The following is a 14,140-nucleotide window of genomic DNA, read 5'->3' as shown; positions in this document are numbered from 1 at the left end:
TCTCCCAGCCTATCTGCCCCAGCGCAACCCCGGCGTATGCACCGCGCTATCCCAGTGCCGCATCATTTCATCATCGAGCACGCATAGCGTGATGGACGCACCCGCCATTTCAAGCGACGTCGTCAGCGGGCCGACCTGCGCGCGCGCAATGCGCAGGTCGCGTTTCTGCAGCCACGCGCGCGTCGAGTTAAAGAGCAGATAAAGCTCGCCGAGCGGCGTGCCTCCAAGGCCGTTAACAAGCACCAGCAACTGCGCATCCGCCGCCGGTTTCAGATCGTCGACGATCGCGGTCAGCAACTCAGCCACAATCGTATCGGCGGGCGCAAATTTCGCGCGACGCCGTCCCGGCTCGCCGTGAATGCCTACACCGACTTCAATTTCGTCATCGCCGATCTTGAACGTCAGCGTTCCCGCCGCCGGCACCGTGCAGCTTGTGAACGCAACGCCCATCGAAGCCGTCCGCTTGTTGATCCTGTCGCCGAATGCCTTGCACTCTTCCAGATTCGCGCCGCTTTCCGCCAGGCTACCGACCAGCTTTTCGACGATCACCGCACCTGCCACGCCGCGCCGTCCGGTTGTATAGCTGGAGTTTTCGACGGCGACGTCATCGTTAATCAGCACCATCGCGTTCGGCACGTCCGACATCTCAGACGCCATTTCGAAGTTCATCAGATCGCCCGAATAATTCTTGACGATGAAAAGCACGCCCGCGCCGGTATCGACAGCTTTTGCGGCAGCCATCATCTGGTCCGGCGTCGGCGACGTGAAAATCTGCCCCGGACATGCCGCATCGAGCATGCCATAGCCGACAAAGCCAGAATGCAAGGGCTCGTGTCCTGAACCGCCTCCCGAAATCAGCGCCACCTTTCCGGGCTTAAGATCCTTGCGCCGGACAAACAGCGGTTCCTGGTTGAGCACGACGAGATCGGCATGCGCACTGGCAAACCCGGCGAGACTCTCCGCGAGGAAATCGTCGACGTGATTGATAAATTTCTTCATGGTCTCCGCTCCTTTCATTAGCTGCTTTGCGCGAGCCGCGCACATACCGCCGTGATCATCAACTGGCTCGAACGCGCACCCGGATCGATATGCCCGCGCGAACGCTCGCCCAGAAACGATGCACGTCCTTTAGTGGCGAGCATGTCGCGTGTGGCCAGCATGTTTTCCTCCGCGACCTGCGGCAGCGCATCGAGCACCGCGCGTTTCGGCTCGCCTGCCGCGGCAAGTTCATCGAAACGGATTGCGACTGGAATCAGCACGTCCATCATCGTCTTGCTGCCTACACCTGTCTTGCCGCGTTGCCCAACCGCTTCCACGCCCGCGGCATAGATGCGTGCAAATCCTGCGACGTCCATCGCATTGCCCACAGAGGCTTTCGACATGCCGTTCAGCAATGAGAAAAACAGCGGCCCTGATGATCCTCCGACTGTCGAGAGAACCTTCGCCGCAGCGATTTCAAGTGATGGTCCAAAACCTTCCGCTTCGATTTCAGCGCGCACCGCGAGCAGCGCCTCCATGCCGCGCAGCAGATTGAAAATGTGATCGCCATCGCCGATCTGCTGGTCGAGCAGCGCGATCTCGTCAGTGTGTTCCTTTAGCGATGCATACGCGGCGTCGATGCACGCCATGACCGTTTTGCCGTTCATGTCGGGATCCTCCTGCCGTCGGCACGGAAATAGAGAAGGCTGCGCGGTGGCAACGAAACGCCTACCGATTGCCCTGGAATGAAGTTGCGCTCGGCAACGGTTGTCGCGACAACCGCCGTTCCTTCGCGATCGAGAATCAGCAAATGACGTAGCGGCGAATATTCCAGCACCTTCAGATTCAACGCGTCGCCCGTGTGTTGCGACGCTGCGTCGTGCAGCACAATGTCCTCAGGACGGATTGCGACGGTCGCCGTGCCCGCCGGCATCCCCGCGGAATCGAACAGCGCGGGCGGCAACAGGTTGATCGGCGGCGAGCCAAGACGCTGCGCCGCGCCCAGTGACACAGGATTTCCATAGACCTCGCGCGGCGTGCCCAGCTGCACCAGACGCCCATGCTCGAGGATGCCGATGCGGTCGGCGAGCGTCGTCGCTTCGACCTGATCGTGTGTCACATAGACGATCGTCGCGCCGATCGTGCGATGCAGCCGCTTGAGCTCGATGCGCAATTCCTCACGCAACTTGGCGTCGAGCGATGAAAGCGGTTCGTCCATCAGGAACGCCTTGGGTTGCCGCACGAGCGCGCGTCCAATCGCAACGCGCTGCATTTCGCCACCAGACAGATGCGTCGCCATGTTGTCGAGCTTCGATTCCATGTGCAGCATTTCCGCGACGGCCTGAACGCGTGCACGAATATCGGTTTCGCTACTGCGTCGTCTCGGCGAACGCAACGGGAACGCGAGATTGCCGAACACGGTTAGATGCGGATACAACGAATACTGCTGGAAGATAAACGCGACATCGCGATCGGACGGATGCACATGAGTCGCCACTTCGCCGTCGATCAACACATCGCCGCTGTCGGGCTTCTCAAGTCCAGCGATCAGTCGCAGCGTTGTGGTTTTGCCTGCGCCACTTGGCCCGAGCAGCACGACGAATTCACCATCCTTCACGTCGATCGACAGATCATCCACCGCGACGATATCGCCAAAGCGTTTCGATACATTGCGCAACTGGATTTCAGCCATGGCTGTCTCCGTTAGCGGGAATCGCAGGCGCCGCACTGGGTAGCAGGCGCTCGGTGACGGCGTCGTAGAGCAGCGTGCGTTCCGTGCGGAACGACAGGCCCACCTGCGTACCCGCAGGCAGGCCGTCGTCCTTGCCGGCCCGCACCCGCACGATGCCGAGCGCGGTCTCGATCACCAGCACCTGATGTGAGCCGAGATATTCATCGGCAATGACCTTGCCGCGCAGCGGGCCGAGATCATCGATAAACACGTGCTCGGGACGAATGCCCAGCAGCACACTGGCCGCGCCTGCATCGCAGCGCGGCACAGCGACCGGCGCGCCACGCAGAAGCACCTGCTCGCTGCCCGCCCCGACGCCACCGTCGACGCGCAGAAAATTCATCGGCGGGCTGCCGATGAAATTGCCGACAAACACCGTCGCCGGGAAGTGATAGATCTCGTGCGGCGACCCGGACTGCAGCACTTCGCCCTTGTTCATCACGACAATATCGTCGGCCATCGCCATCGCTTCGCTCTGGTCGTGCGTGACGTAAACCGTCGTCGCGGACAGCGCGTTGTGAAGCTTGCGCAACTCCAGACACATCAGTTCACGAAAGTCGGCGTCGAGCGTGCCGAGTGGCTCGTCCATCAAGAAGGCTTTCGGTTGTCGCACGATGGCGCGGCCCAATGCAACCCGCTGGCGGTCGCCACCCGAAAGGCCGCCCGTCTTGCGATCAAGGATGTTCTCGATTCGCAGCATGTGCGCGGCCGCGGCGACGCGCGTCGCGATCTCCTGACGCGACACATGCTCATTCTTGAGCGGAAACGCGATGTTGTTGCGCACCGTCATATGCGGATACAGCGCGAACATCTGAAAAACGAAGGCGATATCGCGTTGCCTGGCGCGAAGCGCGGTTACGTCTTCACCATCGATAAGAATCTGGCCCGATGTGGGCAACTCCAGGCCGGCGATCATCCGCAGCGTCGTGGTCTTGCCGCAGCCCGACGGGCCAAGCAGCACGACGAAGCGGCCCGCGGTGATCGTCAGACTGGTGTCGCGCACGGCGGTGAAATCACCGAAGCGTTTGTGCAGGTTGGCGAGAACGATCGTGGACATGATCAATCGGGAAAATGGCTGGTGACGACGAACGCAAGCGCGCCAGCCAGGATGACGGGAAACGACCATGTGAAGAGCGCGAGCGAAAACGGCTGAACCAGCATCGCCGTACCGACGCCGATCAACACGGTCGACGCGCCTTCGCTATAACCGCGCCGCAGGAAGCGTCGGCGTGACGGCAGGACAGAGTCATGTTTCATTTGCGCACCGCTCCGAAGGTAATGCCGCGCAGCAGATGCTTGCGCAGCACGACGGTGAAGAAGAGGATAGGCAGCACGAAGAGCGTGGTCGCCGCTGCCACCGCGGGCCAGTCCTGACCACCTTCGCCGATGATGAACGGGATGAATGGCGGCATCGTCTGCGCGTCGCCACTCGTGAGCAGCGAAGCAAACGCGTATTCGTTCCACGCGAAGATCAGGCAGAAGATCGCGGTCGCAGCAATGCCAGTGATCGCCTGCGGCAGCACGACCTTCACGAATGCCTGCAACCGCGTATAGCCATCGACCAGCGCCGCCTCTTCGTACTCACGCGGAATCTCGTCCATGAAGCCCTTGAGCAGCCATACCGCCAAAGACACATTGACCGCCGTGTAAAGCACGATCATGCCGACATAACTATCGCTAAGACCCAGCGCGCGGTACATCAGGTAGATCGGAATGGCGACGGCGATCGGCGGCATCATGCGCGTCGACAGAATGAAGAACAGCAGGTCGTCCGCTAGCGGCACCTTGAAGCGCGAAAACGCGTAAGCCGCGAGCGTGCCGAGAAACACCGCCAGAAACGTCGAGCCAAAGCCGATCACCAGCGAATTCATGAAGCGCGGCAACACTTTCGACGGGCCCGCAATCACCATATTGCGTTTGCGTACATCACGTTCATACCAGGTCTGCGCGGGCGGCAGGCTCGCGATGAACTCTGGCGTTTGACGCGAGCGGATCGTGAAGAGATTGACGTAGCCTTCCATCGAAGGATGAAACAGTACGACGGGCGGATACGCGATCGCGTCTTCCTGAGACTTGAAGCTGGTGAGGAAGATCCACACCATCGGTAACGTCGCGATCAACGCATACGCGATGACGACCGTGGCCGCTACGCGCTTGCCACGCGGCGTCGCCGCCACGACTGAATGTTGGGAGGTGGTCGGTCTCATCGCTGTTTCACCCGGTTGAGCGCCTTCACGTAGATGTTGGCCGCGCCGAACACCGTGACGAACAGGATGATCGCCAGCGCCGACGAATAGCCCGTTTGCCACTTTTCGAACGCGGCGCGCTTGAGCGTGATCGATACGGTTTCCGTCACCGAACCCGGTCCGCCGGAAGTCAGCAGATTCACCATGTCGAACATCTTGAAGTTCTCGATGCCGCGAAACAGCACCGCGAGCATCAGGAACGGCAGCGTCATCGGCAGCGTGATCGACCAGAACTGGCGCCATGGTGTTGCGCGATCCACTTCTGCGGCTTCGTAGATGTAGTCGGGAATCGAGCGCAGGCCAGCAAGGCAGATCAGCATCACGTACGGCGTCCACATCCATGTGTCGACCATGACGATCGTCCACGGCGCGAGCGGCACATCGCCGATCATCTGGAACGAGCCCGGCGCGATGCCCGTGAAGAAACCGACGATGTCGTTGAAGAGACCTGTCTGCGGTTGCAGCAGAAACGTCCAGAAGTTACCCACGACGGCAGGCGAAAGCATCATCGGCAGCAGGATCAGCGTCGTCCAGAAACTGTGGCCGCGAAACTGCCGGTTGATCAGCAATGCAAGGCCGAATCCGAGCAGCACTTCAAGCCCGACTGACCAGAACACGAAGCGCGCAGTAACCTGCATCGCGTACCAGATATCTTCGTCGGTGAGAATATCGACGTAGTTGTCGATGCCGACAAAGCGCGCAGGCACGCTCGGCATATTCGACTTGAAGTTCGTGAACGACAGCCGCAGCGCCCAGATCAACGGAAAGATGTTGATCGCGAGCAGCAGCAGGATCGTCGGCAGAATGAAGATCCATGCGATCGTTCGGTCTGACAGTCCGCGCAGACGCGCACTGATACGCGTCTGCGCGGCCGTTTCCATACCGTGCGGCGGAAAAGGCTTGTTTGCCAACATGCCTGCCTCCTTCAAGCGGACCAGCAACCGCTGTTGCCGAGGCTTAAGCGGTTACTGGCCCAGTCCTCATACGTGTTACTTGCCTGCACCCTTGAAGACCTTGTTCCAGTCCTTGACGAGCAGATCGAGTGCGTCCTTCGCGGAGCCCTTGTCGGCCACCACGTAGTCATGCACACGCTTTTGCATGTCGAGCAGAAGTTCGGCATACGCAGGCTCGGCCCAGAAGTCCTTCACGATCGCCATCGACTTCAGGAACGCGGGCGCAAACGGCTGGCTCTTGGGAAAGTCTGGTGCATCGACCACCGACTTCGCCGCCGAATAGCCGCCCAGCTGCCACCACTTCTTCTGGACGTCACCCTGAGCAAACCACTTGATGTACTCAAGCGCGTCGTCCTTGTGATCCGAATACGAGACGACCGAAATACCCTGTCCACCAAGCTGCGTGAACTGCTTCGTCTCCTTGGGATTCACAAAGAAGCCGATCTTGTCGCCGCCGACATTAGGGTCCTTGTAGAGGCCCGGGAAGAACGCGAACCAGTTCATCTGCATCGCGACCTGGCCGGACTTGAATGCGTCCAGGCCTTCCTGCATGTAGGCGTTCGTCATGCCCGGCGCCGTGCAGCACTTGTAAAGCGCCTTATAGAACTCAAGGCCTTTAATGGCGCCCGGAGAATTGACAAAGCCATCGAGCTGGTACGGCTTCTTCGGGTTCTCGTATTCGAAGCCGAAGTTGTAGAGCATGTTCGTCACGCCCATCGTGATGCCTTCAGAACCGCGCTCGGTAAAGATGTAAGCGCCATATACCGTCTTGCCGTCGATCTTGCGGCCCTGGAAGAACTCGGCCGTCTGCTTCAGTTCATCCATCGTTGTCGGCGGTTCAAGTTCGCGTTTATATTTCTGCTTGAACTCCGCGCGCAATTCAGGCCTTGCAAACCAGTCCTTGCGATATGTCCAGCCGACTGCATCGGCCATCGCAGGCAACGCCCAGTAGTTCGGCGTATTCTTCGGCCACTCCGCATAACCGACAACCGTCGCCGGCACGAAGTCATCCATCGAGATCTTGTTCTTCGTGAAGAAGTCGTTGAGCTTGACGTAGTGACCATTCACCGCCGCGCCGCCGATCCACTGACTGTCGCCGATAATCAGGTCACACAGCTTGCCGTGCGAATTGAGTTCGTTGATGAAGCGATCGGCGTAGCTCGTCCATGGCACGAACTCGAACTTCATCTTGATGCCGGTTTTGGCGGTGAAATCCTTGGACAGTTCGACGAGCGCGTTGGCCGGATCCCAGGCCGCCCAACATAGCGTCAACTGCTTGCCCTGTGCGTGCGCGCCGCCAGCCATGCTGAGCCCCAGCGATAGCACGACCGCAGCCATTACCCTTGCTGACGTAAGACGTAACATGAATCTTCTCCTTGTGTCCTTCCGGTCTCCAACCTGTCAAGCAGCGCCCATGCGCCGGGCACCGGGTTTCGGCTCTTGCGGATTCAGCTAGCGGTCCGCGTGTCGCGAGCGTCAGGCATGCGCATTCTCACGAAGATAAATTCGGGTTTCCGGCGTCGGAATGGCAAGGGCGCCCCGCACGTCGTTCAGAAAGTTGATAGCAGCAAGGCCCGCCCAGTGCACGATGCCGCGCACATCCTGATCGAGGATCACGTCGATCGCGCGCCCGGATAGCTGTGTGCGGGTCTCAGCGGTGCATTCGTGGCCGACCACAATGAGACGCGCCTTGTCGCCGGATTCCTGCAATGAAGCAGCAATGCCGGAAATACCGCCGCCCGTCGCATACACGCCGACCAGATCCGGATGACGCGCGAGCAACCCCTGCACGGCGAGACCGGCGCTATCGTCGTCTTCGGCGAAGTCGGGTTCGGCGACCCAGCGCAGATTGCGAAAATCCTCTTCGAGCACCTGCGAAAAGCCGGTGCGCCGTTCCACCTGATCGTGCAGACGCGATGAAGCGGAGAGCACCGCGACCGTGCCGATGCGCGCGCCGAGAAAGCGGCCCATCAACAATCCCGCAGTACGCCCGGCAATGCGGTTATCTACGCCGACATACGCCGCACGACGGCTCGACGGCAGATCGGAGAACACCGTGACAACCGGCACGCCCGCATCGTTCATCTCTTCGATAAAGCGTTCGACCCATGGGTAGTCGAGTGGCACGAGTACGAGTGCGTCGTAATCGACGGCCTGTTCAGCGAAGGTCGCCGTGTCGCGCTGGCTGGAGAAATCGCATCGATAGAACGATGGCGTGATGCGATGCTCGCGAAAAAAGCTCGCCGACAGCGCAATGTCGCGCTCGACGTGATCGAGAAAGCGGGAATTGACTTGCGGCAGGACGAAGGCCACGCGAAATGCACTGGGCTTGGCAGGACGTCCGCGACTTGCGCGTTCATCGCGCAGGTTCGCGAGCGCGAGATGCACACGCTCAGCCGTCTCCGGACGCACCGCCTGGTCGTCGCGCAGCACACGATCGACCGTGGCCACACTGACACCCGCACGACGCGCAATCATCATACGTGTAGCCGGCATGGGTCTCCTCCGTTGCCGCGCTCTGCATCTTTTATCGATGCCGCTTTACATCAAGTTAGTTTTTTCCTGCACGAATGCAAGCTTTTTCGCTTCGTTAAAAGCATCATTTTTGATGGCTTAAATGGAGCATGCGTTGAAAACAAAGTTTTCGTTGCGTTGCAAAACCCCGCATCGCCCGACGCCCGTGCGCCGTAAAAGCTTCATCGGATGACTAAGGAAGGTATGTGAAGAGCAGTGAAATGCTGCATCACGTCATGGCGAACTCACTCGATGAGCGCGCTCGACAGCCTGCGTTGCACGGGCTGTTTGCGGCAGAGGCTTGCCGCCTCGCCTGACCTGCAACACGTCACGAAGCCGCCCGTTTTCCGCTGCGGCTTCGCGATGCTTACCACCGATAACCGACGCCAGCGAAGATCACGTCCGAATCACGGTCGTAATGCGTGACGACGCGATTCCACGTGAGGCGCGCCGCCCAGTGCGCGGTAAACCGGTACGCGCCCGAGATGGACACAAGGCCGGAGAACTTGCCGCTACCGGGGCCCGGCGATGCACTGTTCTCGTTCTCGTTGATCGCGTAGTACGCACCCACGCCGACACCCAGCGTGATGCGATTTTCGATGAACGCGCGTGTAAGCCACAACTGCGTGGTCAGGCCGTCGCGCCGCGCGATCTTGCTGCTGCCTTCGTGAAGGTAGCCCGCTGTCAGGTCGAGATACTTCATCAGGCCAATGCGGTAATCGATCGCGCCTGCGAAAGCGGAAGGCGAACTCGTCGAATTGACGATGCTCTTGCCGAAGTACGCGGTGATTTCGTTATGCGTGACTTTGGTCGTGCTGCCGGCCGCCCAGTCGCGCGGGCCGGGCGTGTCCGGCGCATCGAGCTGATAGCCGACGCCGAGCAATATGGCGGTCGTGTCCGGCCCGTGCTGAACCTGCACACGATTCAACTGAAGCTGCGTGATCCAGCGATTCGAAGCGTAGTACGCCGCCCGCAGGCTATACACGACGCCCCACCCGTGCACGTCGGCATAGCTGCCGCCCTGAGCGGCGGTCGTCGTGTCGAAATAGCGGTAAGGCCCCACACCGGCCGATAGCACGAACTGCCGGTTTGCCAGCGGCAAGCGGCCCCAGAACTGCACCGCCTGGCCGTCGCGATGATGGTCCGGAATATGGCCTTCGTTGAGCCACATGAAGCTCGCCGCGAAATATTCGCCCAGGCCTTCCTGATAATTGAATGCCCACGTGTAGGTGTTGATACCGGCCCCGCGCGAGCCGCCGCCAAACAGCGAGAATTCCTGAGCCTGCGCAGAGGACATCGCAGCGGTCGCGAGGCATGCGCCGACAGCCCATGTAGCGGGGCTGAACAGGCGTGACGAGAAGATTCCAGGATGGCGAAAACGCAGGGCCACAACCTCTCCTTTTTTCAGTTGCCACTACCTGCGGCTACCAGGTGCCGCACGCATCGACGTCGTCACGCAAACGATTCGACACGCGCGCTCATGGCTTCGGTGTTTCAGTTCCGCCATTCGACGCGGGCGGCCGCGTATTTTTGATCCGGAAGCGCAGACGGTTGCAATCGCCCTTCACACGCTGCTCATAGCCTTGCGGGTCACCCGCGCGCAGCGACTGATACTGCAGCAGCACGCGCTCCTGCTGGAGCCTGCAGCCTGGATCGCTTCCTCGCTGCTGCGCAGCTGCGCCCACGCGCTTTCTGCACATGTTGCGGATACAAACAGCAGCGCGGCAATCCTTACTCGTTGCGGACGCATCAATCGGCCTCCGTTCGGTGTGTAGACTGATGCAAATCACCGGCCGCCGGGTTCGTGGCGTCGCTGCCCCATGAACCCGGCGGCCGGCTACTTTCAGGACACTGCGTCGCCGTGTATGTTGAACTGCTCGCCGAGCATGGCGTGCAATGCGCCCGCGCGCCGCGCCATCTCGGGCGTCCAGTTGGGCGTTGCATCGCAAAGGCGTTCCAGTTCGCGGCATTGCGTCGCGAGCTCTGCCTCCTGCACGACCAGGAACGCGCCCGCGCCGCTATGGGCCCACTGGCGTAACGACGCGACATCCTTTCGTTCGATGGTCGCGGCGAGCCTCGGCAGGTCAGCGGTGAGGTAGTCCTTCAGCATCGCCATGTAGCGCGCTTTTTCGTCGACGGACATTCCCGATGACGTGGACGTCGCGGACGCGGCATCTGCCTTTGCCGCTGTTGCCGGGGCTGTTGCCGGTGCTGTGGCCGATGCTGTTGCCGGTGCTGCGGCCGATAAGACCGCCGGCGCCGCCGCTCCGATCCCCCGGCTACGCACGAGCCGGAGCAGCGCGGTTTCCAGCTCTTTCAACGAAGCCGGCTTCGCGACATAGTCGGCGAAGCCGCGCTCGCGCCAGTCGTCGGCCTGTTCGCTGCTCGTCACCGCGCTGAACGCGAGCACCGGTACATCGGGATGCGACTCATGCAGTCTTGCCAACAGTTCGTGGCCGTCCATCACCGGCATGTGGATGTCGGTCAGCACGACATCGACTTCCGTGTTCAGAAGTGCCGCGAGCGCCTGTCGCCCGTCGCCGACGATGATTGGAAGGCAGCCCAGCGTATCGAGCTGCTCGGCGACGAGTGCCTGATTCAACGGGTTGTCCTCGGCGACAAGAATGACGAGGCCTTGCAGCGCGGCGTCTGGCACCGCGACTTCCGTCACGTGGTCCGGCACAGGCTCGGTCTGGCCAGACCACTCCCGCAGCGCGCGTTCGATGCAGGCAAGCGTGACCTTGGCATTGAATTCGCTGACCTCGTACAAGCCCTCGCCATGACGCACCGGGCGGTCCTGATTAGTACGCGTGATCCAGATAACGGGCGCGGACCGCACAGCGCGCATCGCATCGATGTCTTCCAGCGAATACTCGCCCGTCACGACCACGAAATCCGGCGAGTTGGTACGCAGATAAGCCTCGGCTGCACGTTTCGACAGGACGGCGTTGGTCAACCATCCCGCGCGTATCAGCCACGGTTCGAGGAATTTCCCCGTTTCGGCTTCCTGGCACACCACCAGCGCATTGCCACGTTGCACGGGCGCCTGAACCGGCGTGGCAGAAGAGTCGTGGAGCGCGGCGAGCGGAATCATCACCGTAAATGCAGACCCGACGCCCTGCACGCTTTCGACTGAAATATGTCCGCCCATCAGATCGCACAATCTCGCGCAGATCGACAGACCCAGCCCTGTACCGCCGAATCGGCTCGACGTGCTCGCCTCACCCTGCACAAACGGACTGAAGATTTTCGCCACCAGCGCCGCGTCCATCCCGACGCCCGAGTCACACACCTTGCAAACAAGAACGCTGCGATTCTGCACGTCAAGCGTCACCTCGGCACTCAACGTGATCTTGCCGCACGCCGTAAATTTGAACGCGTTGCTCAGCAGGTTATTGACGACCTGCGCAATGCGCGCGTGAACGTTCTAAATATTCGCTGCAAATTCACTCCAAAAAGACATCGCAATTTTGCAGGAAAATCGTGCCGTATTTGAATCACGTAACAGATTGAATCGGCTAGTACTTTTCGCATTTTTTGCGGGATGCCCCGTGCGTTTGCTCGCCCAGTTTTAGCAGCAACTTCGACCACAGAACTCGCGACTTAGTGACATCGCAGAAGCTGTGAGGTCATAAGCTCCTGCAGATAGCTCTTGTGTGCTCAAGTTACGCAACAGACGGCGCGGCCTCCGGCGAGTTTTTCGACTCTAGGGCTTCGCGAAGGAAAACCTCCGTACGAAGGTCGTCGCCGGAAAACCAGCTACAAGCAACGGTCTTCGAGCCAGCTTTAAATTTATCTTCCGTCACAGTGAGCCACGGGCCGCCCGATTTGAGCTTGACCACATCTCCGACGACGAGTTTTGCAGATGCCATGAAACATTTCTCCGAACAAGGTTGAGTGAGTGCTACTTCTCGTGTAGCAACTCAGTTACTGACCTAGCAGATAGCTTTCCGGAAGTCTGTTGGAAGGGGCAGCATCGTCCAATTACGCTGAGACGAGTCGATATCACCTACCTCGCTTCCGATTTATGCTGCGGGATGCCTTTGCCGCCTTTGCACGGTTCCTTTTCTTCTTCTCCTGGCGTTGCCGAGCGTGGTCTGCCACAGCGCTCTGCAAGTCACGACTTGGCGTTGCAAAATAGGGATATTCAGATGCCCGCATGCGCTTCAATTCTGAGCTATCCGCAAGAATTCCGAGTTCCGCACGGAAATGCTCTAGCTCCGTACGGGTCTCGTCATCGAGGTCAATGCACTCATAGACAAACAGGTCTTCCGATGCACCTGGATAGTCTTTGTTCGGATGGTCGAGCGCAATGCCGATGAAGAGTTTGCCGTCAGGGCACTTCAATTTGGCGCACCTGCAGTAGGCATGTAATACCGCCATACGGTAGCGTCGATACTCCTCGTAGGTTTCGTGACCTCGCTTGGGCACAGACAGAAATACATATACACGTTCGGGGTTTTGCTCGGTCGTAAAAAGACGTGCTGCGCGCCCATCTTCTTCTCGCGCCCGAAGGAGCAGTCCTCGAATGACATCTATAAGGATGCGCCTCTGGAAACGAGATTCACTCGCGATTACACGAAGAGCCTCTTCCGTTTCGTGATTTTCCTGTGCGTGGCCCGGCGGCGCGACAAGCGCTGGGTCTCCGAGCTGAATGAACTGTTCGATTAACCTATCCCATTCGTAGCTGGGTCGGTCGAGTCGCTTTTTTGCGATGTACTCAGGTCGTCGAATGAGCCCGTCGAAGTGAGACTCATCGAAAATAGCTATATCCAGTGATTTGTCCTTCGCCGAGGGAGGTAGAAAGCCCCGCCCAAGCTCGTTCCCGTTTTGCAGATATGAGGCGACTAGCTGCTCCTCCCCAGCGGCGACGACGCGTATATTCGAGGTAAGGAAGGTTTCCCGGTCGCGTAGGTAAGAGATGAAATCCGATGCTGTATCCATCTCACGAAGGACGACCTCGAGCGCGAACTCGTCGAGTACATGAACGAATGTTTTCCCGGGCGCCACCAAGCCAACTGTGAATGGGTTATCACCGTGGTCCTGACCATGAACATCTGTTCGAATTTGCAGCGTACCGCGACTTCCGTGGAAATATCGGCTACACGCATCGAAGCTACCACGGGTAACCGCTATCAGATGGAATCTTGCGTTTTCGATGCCGGGTATCGCGACCGGGAGCGGACGTTGACATTTGCTGTCGAGAAAAATTCTTTCTGGATAGCGCTTCAGCCAGTTCATTGCACCATAAAGCTGTCGAACAGACGCATCCACCGCACGTCTATACCAGCGCTTCCAAGCGACGTCGAGTGGCTTGTCGTCCTGAAACGGGACATGCTTATCAGAGAAGATAATGACATCGTTGCCGAATACCACCAGGACATCAGCGAATTCCTTCGAGCTGCCACGGCCGTCACGCATGTCTTCGTCGGTATGCAGGTTCGCGAATGACCAAAGACTGAGAAATGACCGTCGACAGAGCCGCATCAAGAGCCGCTCGGAGGCGTTCACTCCCTCCGCTTCGGAGATGTCAAAAATGCCCGCGTTTGCAGACGCGGGCAAGGGCCTCGCAGATGTATCCGCCGCCGATGCTGAATCGCTTACTTGGTTCATGACACAGAGTCCCCGTCGTTAGCCGCTTTTCAGGCGGCCTGCTCAATACTTGTTTTTTCCGCCAACAGACGCAGCCGTCACCAGAGTCACTGATTTCCTGAAAG

The 14,140-nt window shown here is 59.5% G+C and carries 14 protein-coding genes; all 14 read right to left on the bottom strand.

The window, feature by feature from the left end; translation table 11 throughout:
* Positions 1 to 9: 9 nt before the first annotated feature.
* The gene (gene dhaK / locus P3T21_RS00595) at positions 10 to 999 is read right to left on the bottom strand and encodes a dihydroxyacetone kinase subunit DhaK (RefSeq protein WP_429253989.1); all 990 of its coding nucleotides are present in this window, start codon (positions 997 to 999) and stop codon (positions 10 to 12) included.
* A 17-nt stretch (positions 1,000 to 1,016) separates the two neighbouring features.
* Positions 1,017 to 1,646 (bottom strand): dihydroxyacetone kinase subunit DhaL, encoded by a 630-nt coding sequence (dhaL, locus tag P3T21_RS00590; protein ID WP_429253988.1) that lies wholly within the window; start codon positions 1,644 to 1,646, stop codon positions 1,017 to 1,019.
* Complete coding sequence (locus tag P3T21_RS00585) at positions 1,643 to 2,671, bottom strand: ABC transporter ATP-binding protein (protein ID WP_429253987.1); 1,029 nt, start codon at positions 2,669 to 2,671, stop codon at positions 1,643 to 1,645. The genes dhaL and P3T21_RS00585 overlap by 4 nt, the downstream gene beginning before the upstream one ends.
* Entirely contained in the window at positions 2,664 to 3,767 is a 1,104-nt protein-coding gene (locus tag P3T21_RS00580; RefSeq protein WP_429253986.1) for an ABC transporter ATP-binding protein, read from the bottom strand. Before P3T21_RS00580 ends, P3T21_RS00585 begins: the two co-directional genes overlap by 8 nt.
* Positions 3,768 to 3,769: 2 nt before the next feature.
* Positions 3,770 to 3,967 carry a hypothetical protein gene (locus P3T21_RS00575; protein ID WP_429253985.1) on the bottom strand — a complete coding sequence of 66 codons (198 nt, stop codon included), beginning with the start codon at positions 3,965 to 3,967 and terminating at the stop codon, positions 3,770 to 3,772.
* Positions 3,964 to 4,917 (bottom strand): carbohydrate ABC transporter permease, encoded by a 954-nt coding sequence (locus P3T21_RS00570; RefSeq protein WP_429253984.1) that lies wholly within the window; start codon positions 4,915 to 4,917, stop codon positions 3,964 to 3,966. Before P3T21_RS00570 ends, P3T21_RS00575 begins: the two co-directional genes overlap by 4 nt.
* Positions 4,914 to 5,870, bottom strand: coding sequence for a carbohydrate ABC transporter permease (locus P3T21_RS00565; protein WP_429253983.1), 957 nt, complete (start codon positions 5,868 to 5,870; stop codon positions 4,914 to 4,916). The genes P3T21_RS00570 and P3T21_RS00565 overlap by 4 nt, the downstream gene beginning before the upstream one ends.
* Positions 5,871 to 5,945: 75 nt before the next feature.
* Positions 5,946 to 7,274: an ABC transporter substrate-binding protein gene (locus tag P3T21_RS00560; RefSeq protein WP_429253982.1), complete on the bottom strand. Its 1,329-nt coding sequence runs from the start codon at positions 7,272 to 7,274 to the stop codon at positions 5,946 to 5,948.
* A 111-nt stretch (positions 7,275 to 7,385) separates the two neighbouring features.
* Positions 7,386 to 8,405, bottom strand: a complete 1,020-nt coding sequence (locus tag P3T21_RS00555; RefSeq protein ID WP_429253981.1) for a LacI family DNA-binding transcriptional regulator — start codon at positions 8,403 to 8,405, stop codon at positions 7,386 to 7,388.
* A gap of 385 nt (positions 8,406 to 8,790) precedes the next feature.
* Positions 8,791 to 9,720 carry a hypothetical protein gene (locus P3T21_RS00550; RefSeq protein WP_429254499.1) on the bottom strand — a complete coding sequence of 310 codons (930 nt, stop codon included), beginning with the start codon at positions 9,718 to 9,720 and terminating at the stop codon, positions 8,791 to 8,793.
* 181 nt (positions 9,721 to 9,901) lie between these two features.
* Positions 9,902 to 10,108 carry a hypothetical protein gene (locus P3T21_RS00545; RefSeq protein ID WP_429253980.1) on the bottom strand — a complete coding sequence of 69 codons (207 nt, stop codon included), beginning with the start codon at positions 10,106 to 10,108 and terminating at the stop codon, positions 9,902 to 9,904.
* Positions 10,109 to 10,266: 158 nt separating this feature from the next.
* On the bottom strand, positions 10,267 to 11,835 hold the full coding sequence (locus tag P3T21_RS00540; RefSeq protein WP_429254498.1) for an ATP-binding protein: 1,569 nt from the start codon (positions 11,833 to 11,835) through the stop codon (positions 10,267 to 10,269).
* A gap of 253 nt (positions 11,836 to 12,088) precedes the next feature.
* Positions 12,089 to 12,295: a YodC family protein gene (locus P3T21_RS00535; protein WP_035560827.1), complete on the bottom strand. Its 207-nt coding sequence runs from the start codon at positions 12,293 to 12,295 to the stop codon at positions 12,089 to 12,091.
* Positions 12,296 to 12,428: 133 nt separating this feature from the next.
* Positions 12,429 to 14,036 (bottom strand): hypothetical protein, encoded by a 1,608-nt coding sequence (locus tag P3T21_RS00530; RefSeq protein ID WP_429253979.1) that lies wholly within the window; start codon positions 14,034 to 14,036, stop codon positions 12,429 to 12,431.
* Positions 14,037 to 14,140: the final 104 nt, after the last annotated feature.

The sequence above is a fragment of the Paraburkholderia sp. GAS334 genome (assembly GCF_050436625.1).
GTDB lineage: Bacteria > Pseudomonadota > Gammaproteobacteria > Burkholderiales > Burkholderiaceae > Paraburkholderia.
Note: the sequence above shows the minus strand (reverse complement) of the source record. Positions and strands in the feature narration are given on the sequence as shown.

What these genes read in the sequence shown, in the direction of transcription:
- dhaK (WP_429253989.1), bottom strand. Translation starts at nt 999, where the DNA reads ATGAAGAAATTTATCAATCACGTCGACGATTTCCTCGCGGAGAGTCTC.
- dhaL (WP_429253988.1), bottom strand. Translation starts at nt 1,646, where the DNA reads ATGAACGGCAAAACGGTCATGGCGTGCATCGACGCCGCGTATGCATCG.
- P3T21_RS00585 (WP_429253987.1), bottom strand. Translation starts at nt 2,671, where the DNA reads ATGGCTGAAATCCAGTTGCGCAATGTATCGAAACGCTTTGGCGATATC.
- P3T21_RS00580 (WP_429253986.1), bottom strand. Translation starts at nt 3,767, where the DNA reads ATGTCCACGATCGTTCTCGCCAACCTGCACAAACGCTTCGGTGATTTC.
- P3T21_RS00575 (WP_429253985.1), bottom strand. Translation starts at nt 3,967, where the DNA reads ATGAAACATGACTCTGTCCTGCCGTCACGCCGACGCTTCCTGCGGCGC.
- P3T21_RS00570 (WP_429253984.1), bottom strand. Translation starts at nt 4,917, where the DNA reads ATGAGACCGACCACCTCCCAACATTCAGTCGTGGCGGCGACGCCGCGT.
- P3T21_RS00565 (WP_429253983.1), bottom strand. Translation starts at nt 5,870, where the DNA reads ATGTTGGCAAACAAGCCTTTTCCGCCGCACGGTATGGAAACGGCCGCG.
- P3T21_RS00560 (WP_429253982.1), bottom strand. Translation starts at nt 7,274, where the DNA reads ATGTTACGTCTTACGTCAGCAAGGGTAATGGCTGCGGTCGTGCTATCG.
- P3T21_RS00555 (WP_429253981.1), bottom strand. Translation starts at nt 8,405, where the DNA reads ATGCCGGCTACACGTATGATGATTGCGCGTCGTGCGGGTGTCAGTGTG.
- P3T21_RS00550 (WP_429254499.1), bottom strand. Translation starts at nt 9,720, where the DNA reads ATGTCCTCTGCGCAGGCTCAGGAATTCTCGCTGTTTGGCGGCGGCTCG.
- P3T21_RS00535 (WP_035560827.1), bottom strand. Translation starts at nt 12,295, where the DNA reads ATGGCATCTGCAAAACTCGTCGTCGGAGATGTGGTCAAGCTCAAATCG.
- P3T21_RS00530 (WP_429253979.1), bottom strand. Translation starts at nt 14,036, where the DNA reads ATGAACCAAGTAAGCGATTCAGCATCGGCGGCGGATACATCTGCGAGG.